This is a genomic window from Micromonospora sp. KC606, from assembly GCF_004348675.1.
Lineage (GTDB): Bacteria > Actinomycetota > Actinomycetes > Mycobacteriales > Micromonosporaceae > Micromonospora.
Genome location: NZ_SMKN01000220.1, coordinates 1 through 9,716, shown reverse-complemented (window position 1 = coordinate 9,716; position 9,716 = coordinate 1). Strand labels below are relative to the sequence as shown.

General features: G+C 73.7%; 8 protein-coding genes. 1 reads left to right on the top strand and 7 read right to left on the bottom strand.

Translation table 11 applies throughout. The features are described 5' to 3' along the window. From E1193_RS26840 to E1193_RS26820, 5 genes are all read right to left on the bottom strand, one after another. Nucleotides 1-1,369: MFS transporter (locus tag E1193_RS26840; protein WP_132185965.1), on the bottom strand; the 1,369-nt coding region annotated here is incomplete at its 3' end. After that, complete coding sequence (locus tag E1193_RS26835) at nt 1,366-1,959, bottom strand: helix-turn-helix domain-containing protein (protein WP_132185964.1); 594 nt, start codon at nt 1,957-1,959, stop codon at nt 1,366-1,368. The genes E1193_RS26835 and E1193_RS26840, both read right to left, overlap by 4 nt. A gap of 68 nt (nt 1,960-2,027) precedes the next feature. Beyond that, a complete protein-coding gene (locus tag E1193_RS26830) occupies nt 2,028-2,840 on the bottom strand; it encodes a sugar nucleotide-binding protein (RefSeq protein ID WP_132185963.1) in 813 nt (270 codons plus the stop codon). 105 nt (nt 2,841-2,945) lie between these two features. Then, nucleotides 2,946-4,751 (bottom strand): aspartate--tRNA ligase, encoded by a 1,806-nt coding sequence (gene aspS, locus E1193_RS26825; protein WP_132185962.1) that lies wholly within the window; start codon nt 4,749-4,751, stop codon nt 2,946-2,948. A gap of 127 nt (nt 4,752-4,878) precedes the next feature. Next, nucleotides 4,879-5,679: a hypothetical protein gene (locus E1193_RS26820; RefSeq protein WP_132185961.1), complete on the bottom strand. Its 801-nt coding sequence runs from the start codon at nt 5,677-5,679 to the stop codon at nt 4,879-4,881. Nucleotides 5,680-5,854: 175 nt separating this feature from the next. On the opposite strand from E1193_RS26820, the gene E1193_RS26815 reads away from it, so the two are divergent. After that, nucleotides 5,855-6,556: a hypothetical protein gene (locus E1193_RS26815; RefSeq protein ID WP_132185960.1), complete on the top strand. Its 702-nt coding sequence runs from the start codon at nt 5,855-5,857 to the stop codon at nt 6,554-6,556. 53 nt (nt 6,557-6,609) lie between these two features. Here the strand turns inward: E1193_RS26815 and E1193_RS26810 are convergent, their stop codons facing one another. Then, a complete protein-coding gene (locus E1193_RS26810; protein WP_243707918.1) occupies nt 6,610-8,211 on the bottom strand; it encodes an MFS transporter in 1,602 nt (533 codons plus the stop codon). A 113-nt stretch (nt 8,212-8,324) separates the two neighbouring features. Further along, a complete protein-coding gene (locus E1193_RS26805) occupies nt 8,325-9,377 on the bottom strand; it encodes a S1 family peptidase (protein WP_132185959.1) in 1,053 nt (350 codons plus the stop codon). Nucleotides 9,378-9,716: the final 339 nt, after the last annotated feature.

The following is a 9,716-nucleotide window of genomic DNA, read 5'->3' as shown; positions in this document are numbered from 1 at the left end:
GCTCGGTGCGACTGGCCTGCCCCACCCCTGCGGCTGCCCCGCCCGGACCCTGCTGACCGCCCGTTGCCGGGCCATCGGCCGCCGCGCCGGAGTTGGCCATCGAGCCGTCCCGGCCCGGGTCGCTCGCCACGCCGGCCACGCGCCCGGCCCGCCAGGCCGGCAGGTAGAGCGGGGCGGCCACAGCCAGCACCACCGCGCCGACCAGCATCGCCGTGCTGACGCCACTGGTGTCGGCGATCGCGGTGAGCAGCACCGCGCCGAGGGCGAACCCCGGCTGCCCCATCATCGAGTTCAGCGAGATCACGCTGGTCCGGTACGGCCCGTCGACCTGGCGGTGCAGCAGGCCCATGTGCAGCGGGTTCGACGCGCCGTGCACGGCGTAGCAGGCCAGGTAGGCGACCAGCACCCCGACCGGCCCGGCGAACAACCCCATGCCGACCACGGTCGCGCCCTGCACGACGCGCAGCAGCGCCGCGCTCGCCGCGCCTCCGGGCCAGCGCAGCAGCAGCGGGGTCAGCGCCGCGCCCGCCGCCGAGGCGAGCCAGGCCGCCGAACTGGCCGGCCCGAGCAGTGCCGCCGCCCGGTCGGCGTCCCCCATCACCTCGGCCAGACGGACCGGCAGCAGCGACTCGAAGGTCACCATGCCGAAGCCCCAGAACAGCTCGACGGCGACCAGGGCGAGCAGCACCCGGGAGCGGCGCAGCAGCCCGAACGCCTGGCCCACCATCCGGGGCGCGTCGGCGGCCGAGGCGCGCAACGCGCCGAGGTCCCGCGCCGGGCGGGTCTCCACCAGCAGGGTCAACAGCGCGGCCAGGGCCACCGTCTGGAGGGCGAGGGCGACCAGTACCGGCAGGGTCAACGCGCTCACCGGGCCGACCGGGCCGAACGCGACCAGCCCACCGCTGAGCAGGGCACCGGCGCCGATGGCGACACCGGCGACGGTGCCCGCGAGGCCCAGGCCCGGCTCGTACTTCGCGTCGGGGTCGGCGGCCAGGGTGGTGTCGACGTACCAGGCGTCCAGGGGGCCACTGTCGAGCGCCCGGTAGACGCCCTGCAACGCCCAGACCAGGAAGAAGAGCGCGAACGAGTCGGCGGTCGCGAACACGGCCAGCGAGACGAGGTTGAGCGCCCAGGCGGTGACGAGCACCGGTCTGCGGCCCAGGGCGTCGGCGAGGCCGCCGGTGGGCAGCTCCAGGGCGAGCACCACCAGGGCCTGCGCGGTGGAGACCAGGCCGATCTCCGACAGCGACAGGCCCCGCTCCTGCATGAGCAGGACCATGACGGGGATCATCAGGCCGGTGGGCGTCCAACGCAGGCCGTGCAGGGTGAGGTAACGCCACCGGACCTGGCGTACGGACAAACCTTTCACCGCTTCCCCTGCCACAGCGGGTAGGCGGCCAGGAAGACCTGCACCTGCTCGGCGCCCGGCTCGGTCGGGTCCGCCTCGTCCCGGTAGCGCTCCAGGACCTGCCACACCTCCGTCATGAGCGCCTGGAGACGTCCCGGCGGGACGGTCAGGAAGATGTCGCCCATGCCGAAGGCGTCTCGCCAGGCGGGGGACCAGTCCGACTCGGCGTCGAACCACCGCTCGGCGTGTTCGGCCAGCAGCCGCACCTGGTCGCCGTGGATCCACTGGACCGCCGCCCGGGCGTCCGGGTCGTCGTCGAAGTCGGTCGGTTCCCAGCTGGTGACGTCGTGCGCGGCCTGCCACCAGCGTTGCCGTCCGCTGCCCCGGTCGGGGTCCTCGACGACCAGCCCGACCTCGGCGAGCTGCCGCAGGTGGTAGCTGGTCGCGCCGGTGTTGGTGTCGAGTAGTTCCGCCAGCGTGGTGGCGGTCGCCGGCCCCCGCGTACGCAGCGCGCCGAGCAGCCGCATCCGCAGCGGGTGCGCCAGCACCCGGACCTGCCGGTGATCGAGCCGAACCTCCCGTGGAGGCGCAACATTCTCGTCGTTCCCCATGGGCGCACAATACTTGTGCACACTTCCTGTGCACAAGAAGCATGCACCGATGGCCGGGGCGACGATCGTCAGGGCGCGAGCAGTTCCGTGACCCCGCGCAGCCGGGTCCGGAGCAGGCCGGCCGCGCGGGACGAATCGAGACGGACGTCGGCGGGGCGGACCAGGCCGGTCGCGGCGACGGTGGCGGTCTTCAGCCCGGCCGGGTCCAGCCCGAACCGACGGGCCACAAGCCTCCCCAACTCGGCTCGGCTGACCGCGTCCGGGCCGGCCACGTTGAGCGGACCGGCGCAGGACGAGGCAGCCAGTTCGACGACGGCGTCGGCCAGGTCGGTCACGTCGACCGGGCAGCGGAACTCGTCGGTGAAGAGGGTGGCCCGACCGGCCAGCGCGTCCCGACAGAGCTGGATCTGCTTGCACCCCTCCCCCACGATCAGCGAGGTCCGCACCAACACTGCACCCGGGTCGACGGCCCGCACGGCGGTCTCCGCCGCCGCCTTCGCCGCCCCGTAGAAAGACACCGGAGTGGGCGGCTCGTCGTCAAGGTAGGGCGTGGGCCGCCCCCCGTGCAGGGCGTCGCTGGACAGGTGCACCAGCCGCGCCCCGAACCCGGCGGCGGCGGCCGCCACGTGCGCGGCCCCGTCGGCGGTGACCCGCCAGTCGTCGACCCGGTACGGCGTGCCGACCACGACGTCCGGGCGTACCCGCTCGACCAGGTCACGCACGGCGGCCCGGTCCGTCACGTCGAGCCGGTGCGCCACGACGCCGGGGATCTCCACCGGGTTGACGTGCCACGTCCCCGCCACCGGCCACCCGGCGGCGACCGCCCGCCGGCACACCTCGCCGCCCAGGAACCCACCAGCTCCCACCACGAGCACCTTCATCCGGTCACCCTCCTGTCCCACCCGAAACGATCACGAGGTCCGTGTCACGCCCGACGGGCGAATAATGACGCAGACCTCGTGATCGACGGGGGTGCCCCGGGCGGGTCAGACCGGGTCGGCCACCGGGGCGGCCGGGCCGGCGGTGCCGGCGTGCGCAGCGGCCTGCGCCTTGGGCTTGGCGTCGATGCCGGCCTCGGTGCGCTGCTGGGCGGTGATCGGGGTCGGCGCACCGGTCAGCGGGTCGAAGCCACCCCGGGTCTTCGGGAAGGCGATCACCTCACGGATGGAGTCGACGCCGGCGAGCAGCATGCAGACCCGGTCCCAGCCGAAGGCGATGCCGCCGTGCGGCGGGGCGCCGTACCTGAACGCCTCCAGCAGGAAGCCGAACTTGTCCTGCGCCTCCTCCGGGGTGATGCCCAGCAGGTCGAAGACCCGCTGCTGCACGTCGCCCCGGTGGATACGGATGGAGCCACCGCCGATCTCGTTGCCGTTGCACACGATGTCGTACGCGTACGCCAGCGCCCGGTCCGGCGCCTCCTCGAACCGGTCGACCCACTCGGCGTTCGGCGAGGTGAACGGGTGGTGCACGGCCGTCCAGCCACCCTCGTCAGTCCGCTCGAACATCGGCGCGTCGACCACCCAGCAGAACGCCCAGGCGGACTCGTCGACCAGGTTGGCCCGCTTGGCGATCTCGATGCGGGCCGCGCCGAGCAGCTCCTGCGCCTCCCGGGTGTTCGCGCTCGCGGCGAAGAAGACCGCGTCGCCGGGCTTCGCGCCGACCGCGTCGGCGAGGCCGGCCAGGTGCGCCTCGGAGAGGTTCTTCGCCACCGGGCCGCGCGGCGCGCCGGTCTCGGCGTCGAGCACCACGTACGCCAGGCCCTTCGCGCCGCGCGCCTTGGCCCAGTCCTGCCAGCCGTCCAGCTCCTTGCGGGTCTGGGCCGCGCCGCCGGGCATCACGACCGCGCCGACGTACCCACCGGCGTCGATCGCGCCGGCGAACACCCGGAACTCGGTGCCGCGCAGGTGGTCGGTCAACTCGGTCAGCTCCACGCCGTAGCGCAGGTCGGGCTTGTCGGAGCCGTACCGGGCCATCGCGTCGTGCCAGGTGATCCGCGGGATGGGTCGGGGGATCTCGTAGCCGGCCAGGTCGGACCAGAGCGCCGACACGACCGCCTCGCCGAGGTCGATCACGTCGTCCTCGGTGACGAAGGACATCTCGATGTCGAGCTGGGTGAACTCCGGCTGCCGGTCGGCGCGGAAGTCCTCGTCGCGGTAGCAGCGGGCGATCTGGTAGTACCGCTCCATGCCGCCGACCATCAGCAGCTGCTTGAACAGCTGCGGCGACTGCGGCAGGGCGTACCAGCTGCCCGGCTGGAGCCGCACCGGCACCAGGAAGTCGCGGGCCCCCTCCGGGGTGGACCGGGTCAGCGTCGGCGTCTCGATCTCCAGGAAGTCCCGCTCGTGCAGCACGCCCCGGGCCAACTGGTTGGCGCGCGAGCGCAGCCGCATCGCGTTGGCCGGGCCGCTGCGCCGCAGGTCGAGGTAGCGGTACCTGAGCCGGATGTCGTCGCCGGCCTCGACCTGGTCGTCCACCGGCAGCGGCAGCGGAGCCGCCTCGGAGAGCACCTCCAGCGCACTGGCGGTCACCTCGATCCCGCCGGTGGGCAGCTCCGGGTTCTCGTTGCCCGCGGGGCGGCGGGTCACCTCGCCGGTGACCTTGACGCAGAACTCGTTGCGCAGCGCGTGGGCGTCCTCCTCGCGGAAGACCACCTGCACCACGCCGGAGCCGTCGCGCAGGTCGACGAAGATGACCCCGCCGTGGTCGCGCCGGCGGGCCACCCACCCGGCGAGCGTCACCGTGGTGCCGGCCTCCGCCGCGCGCAGGCTGCCGGCGTCATGGGTACGGATCACGACTGGCGTCTCCTCATCTGCGGTACGTCTCTGCCCCGGCATTCTGTCAGCCCGGCCGAACGCACGGTTCGCCACCCGCCGAGCTGTCGGCCCGGCGGGTGGCGCGGCTGCCAGTGGACGGAAACGCCTAGTCCGGGATTTCCCAGGCGGAAACCTCGATGGTGGTCACGCCGTCGTTGGCCACCCCGACCACGTGGACCAGGACCATCCGCCACGGGGCGTTTCGCGCCCGGGCGTCCTTGTAGTTGGTGGTGAGGCAGAACACGGTGCTCTTGCTGGCCGGAATGCGGCGGTTCGTCGCGACGAGCGCGATGTCGATCTTGTCAGCGCACTCCCCAGGCTTCATGCCGGGTTCGGCGTCCTCGCTGCCCTCCACCCCGTCCAGCAGGCGGAACGACGCGGGCTCGTTGGCGCAGCTGCCGTTGAGCCGGATCTCGGCGCCCGCGCTGTCGTTCTGGGTCCGCGGCACGTCCAGGTCGGCGTACTGCGGGGCGCTGCACGTGGCGCTCAGTTTCAGCGGCTTCCGCTCGTACGCTGGCGTGTAGACGGTCTGTTCGTTCAGCTCGGGCTGTTCGCCCGATGAGCGGGGTGGCGGATCGGTGCCGGGGGGTGCCTCCGTCGGCTCCTCCGTCCGCCCCGACGCGGCACTGGGCGGGGCCGACGAGGGCGCGTCCGCCGGGCGGCCGGCCAGCGCGATCGACTTGGCGTCCTTGGCCTGGTCGACCGCGCGCCAGGCGAACAGGGCCGAGCCGAACGCCACCAGCAGCGCCAGGGCGGCGACCCCGAGCGCCAGCAGGGCGACCGGGCGGCCCGAGCGCGGCGGCCGGGCCGGCGGGGCGGGCGGCCGGGGCGGCGGCGCACCCGGCCCGCCAGCGGCCGGCGGAGCGGCGCGCGGACCGGACGTCGGGTCACTCTGCGGCTGGTTCACCGGGCACCTCCTGAGCGCTGTCGCAACGGGAAGTGAGAATCCCTGGCCTGCCGGGCAGAAACAAGAAGCGCCGACTATCACATAGGCGACAGTTGATCAGGCGAGTACCACCTTGTTGGTCCGCCGATGATAGAAACTGACACCTCGTCCGACATCGGCATTCGGGAGAGACGTGGTGACCGTCGACAGCGATTCCCCCACCGACACCGGCAACGGCCCCGGCGACCGCGCGGGGCGGGGCAGGCAGGTCGTCGTGGCGCTGACGGTGCTCGGCGTCCTGATCGCCGGTACCAGCCTCGCCCGCGACTACTTCGACGTGACGTCGGGTGACGCCGAGGGCGAGCAGCAGACGGTGGCGCAGGCGCCGTCGGGTCCACCGGGTTCGCCGACCCCGACCGGCGGTGCCGCGGGTACGCCCGGGACGACGGGCGCGCCGTCCGCACCGGCGGGCACCCTGCTCGACACCCTGGAGGTGCAGGGCGGCGCCGCCAACCTGGTCCAGCTGCCCCGGGCCCTGGACGGCCGCCCCGGTTACGACCGGCCGATCACCATCTCCTGCCCCCGCAACACCAATGCCGACAAGCCCCGGGAGGTGCTCTACCCGCTGCTTCGGCGCTATCTCGACCTGACCACCACGGTCCGGCCGTGGTCCCCCGACGACCCGCAGGCGCAGGCGGCCGTCACGGTTTTCACCCACACCACGCAGCCCGACGGGATGGTCCAGCGGCTGGAGCGGAAGGTCGTCACGGCCCGGCACGACGCGGCCGTCCCACTCGCCGCCGACGTCGGGGGTGCCGACGAGTTGGTGCTGCGCGTCGAGTGCGAGCGGCCGACGGGGGTGGTGGTGCTCACCGGCACCCGGTTGACCACCCGCTGAGGCCCCCGCAGCAGCCCGGCCGGCGCTCCGCCCGTCACCAGGGGCGATGGCGGTCAGTCGGGGTCGGCGGGGAGCAGGTGGTGCACCCGCACCGGCCCGTCGGTGAGGGCTCGTGCGCGTTCGTCGGCGGCCTGGTCGGCGCCGGTGAGTCGGCCACCGTGCTGGCGTAGGTGCTCCTCCCAGGACGGCACCTGGTAGACCTCGACGAAGCCGTTCTCCCGCTCGCCGCTGCGGAACAGCCCCCACCGCATCGCCCCGGTCCGCCGTCGGGACCGGCCCACCGCCCGCATCGCCTCGACGAACTCGGCCTGCCGCCCGGGCGCGACGGTGTAGGAGACGGTCACCAGCACCGGCCCGGTACGCGGCTGCGCCGCCAGCGTCAGGTGCGGCTCGGGCCAGTAGGTCGCCGGGTCCCGGTTGAGGCCCCGGGTGTCGCGCAGCGGCCAGCGCAGCACCGACAGCGCGCCGGCGGCCATCGCCACGCCGGCCACCGTGAGCGCGGTGACCAGGCTGGTCAGCTGGCCGAGCGCACCCCAGGCGAGGGCGCCGAGGGCCTGCCCACCCGCGAAGATCATCTGGTAGACGGAGAGGCCACGGGCGCGGACCCAGCCGGGGAGGAAGAGCTGCAGGGCGGCGTTGACCGTGGAGATCACCGTCATCCAGGCGAGTCCGGCCGGCACCAGTGCGGCCACCACCAGCGCCGGCACCGGCACCCCGGCCAGCACCAGCAGTACCGCCGCGTAGAGCAGTCCGGCGAGGAACAGCAGGTGGTTACTGGTGAGCGCCCGGCGCAGTCGGGACAGCACGAGGGCGCCGGCCACCGCGCCGACGCCGAGCGCGGCGAGCAGCAGGCCGTACCCGCCCGCGCCCAGACCGAGACGGCGGCTGGCGACCAACGGCAGCAGGGCCCAGAGCGCGCTGCCGGGCACCACGAACAGCGCGACGCGCAGCAGGATCCGGCGGACCACCGGCGAGTGGCGCACGTACCGGCCGCCGGCGCGCAGGGCGGCGGTGAAGCGTTCCGGCATGGCCCCGCCGGGCCGCCGCGGCCCCCAGCGCAACAGCGCCAGGGAGAAGACGGCGAACGAGACGGCGTTGACCGCGAAGACCACCGCGACACCGGCCTGCGCCACCAGCACGCCGGCCACCGCCGGACCCACCGAGCGGGCCAGGTTGACGCTGATCGAACCGAGCGCCGCGGCGGAGACGAGCTGGTCGCGGGGAACCAGCTCGGGAATCAGGGCCTGCCAGGCGGGCAGGGTGAGGGCCTGCCCGGCACCGAGGGCGAAGGTGAGGGTGAGCAGCAGCGCGGGTGGCATCCGGTCGGCGGCGGTGAGCGCGGTGAGCAGCACGCCGACGGCGGCGAGGAAGCCCTGCACGGCGATCAGCAGCCGGCGGCGGTCGAAGGTGTCGGCGAGCGCCCCGGCCGGCAGCGCCAGCAACAGCACCGGCAGCATGCTGGCGGTCTGCACCAGGGCCACGAGGGCGGCGGCGTTGGGCTGGTCGACCAGCAGCCACTGCGCGCCGACGGTCTGCATCCAGGTGCCGACGTTGCTGGCCAGCACAGCCAACCAGAGGGCCCGGAAGGCGGCCAGGCGCAGCGGCGCCCAGGCGGACGTGGGCGTCTCGGCGGTCGGGGTCACGGGGGCGCTCACCGGCCGGACCGTACCCGACGCACGGCCGTCAGTCCCGCGTTCGACCAACGGCGCCCCGGCGCCTACGGACACGGACGGGCCGCCGGTCACCCGGCGGCCCGTGCGCTGGTGGATCAGATGATGCTCACGCCGTAGACGCTGAGCGCCTCGGTGACCGGCTGGAAGTAGGTGGTGCCGCCGGTACGGCAGTTGCCGCTGCCGCCGGAGGTGAGGCCGAGGGCGCTGCTGCCGCTGAACAGCGCGCCGCCGCTGTCACCGGGCTCGGCGCAGACGGTGGTGCGGATCAGACCGGAGACGCTGCCCTCGGCGTAGTTCACCGTGGCGTTGAGCGCGCGGACGGTGCCGCTGTGCAGGCCGGTGGTGCTGCCGGAGCGCTGCACGCTCTGGCCGACGTAGGCGTTGGCGGCGCCGGTGATGTCCCGGTAGCTGCCGTTGTAGAGGTAGACGTTGCCGGTCGCGTTGGCGGAGTTGCTGTGCCGGACGATGCCGTAGTCGTTGCCCGGGAAGCTGCTGCCGGCGCGGGTGCCCAGCACGCTGGTCTGGCCGGAGTTGGCGTACCAGGTCGAGGCGATGTCGGTGCAGTGCCCGGCGGTGAGGAAGTAGGTCGCGCCGGAGCGGCTGCGCACGTTGAAGCCGAGCGAGCAGCGGCCGCCCCCGCCGGCGTAGATGGCCTGCCCGCCGGAGATGCGGGTGCTCAGGACGCCGGCCTCGGCCTCGATCCGGATCGCGCCGCCGGCCCGGGCGGCAGCGGCCTTGACCCGCTCCAGCTTGGCGCCGGTGACGGTGCTGTCCACGGAGACCACGACCTGGTTGGTGGCCGGGTCGGTCCACCACGCCGTGCCGGGAATCTTCGCGGACCGCTCCAGCTCGGTGGTGGCGGCCTTCAGCACGGCGGCGCCCCGGGTGACGAGCTTCGGCGTGGCGCCGGCGGCCCGCACCTGGCGGGCGGCGGTCGCGTCGGTCACGGTGACGACCATCTTGCCACTGGCGTCGGCGTACGCGCCGGCGGCGCGGTCGCCGAGACGGTCGACCAGGCTGGCGGCGGCGTCGGGTGTCGCCGGGGCGGGTGCCGCCTGGGCGGGTGCGCCGAGCAGCGCGCCGGTGACCATGGTGCCGGCCAGGGCGACGGCGACGGCGCGGCGGAGCGATGACCTCGTGGGTCGCATGTAACAACCTCCGGAAGGGGTTGACGAGCGGCGTCACGGCGACGCGCCCGGGAGAAACCCGACCGACCTGGGGAAACCAGCCGAGTGAGGCAAGTATTCACATATTTAAGATCGTAGACAAGACACGCCTCCGCTCAAATCGGACCCGCCGCCCCCCATGCAACCCCAACGCAACATTGTGGACATAAAAAATCGTCTATATCATCTGGTCACCGCAGCACGCCGGCACCCGTGATCCGGAGGCCAACCATGACCCTCGTCCGACGCACGCTGTCCACCCTCGCCAGCGCCACCGCCCTCGCCCTGCTCGCCACCACTGCCGCCACCCCGGCCGCCGCC

Coding starts and splice junctions, on each gene's coding strand:
- E1193_RS26835 (WP_132185964.1), bottom strand. CDS start 1,959: ATGGGGAACGACGAGAATGTTGCGCCTCCACGGGAGGTTCGGCTCGAT.
- E1193_RS26830 (WP_132185963.1), bottom strand. CDS start 2,840: ATGAAGGTGCTCGTGGTGGGAGCTGGTGGGTTCCTGGGCGGCGAGGTG.
- E1193_RS26805 (WP_132185959.1), bottom strand. CDS start 9,377: ATGCGACCCACGAGGTCATCGCTCCGCCGCGCCGTCGCCGTCGCCCTG.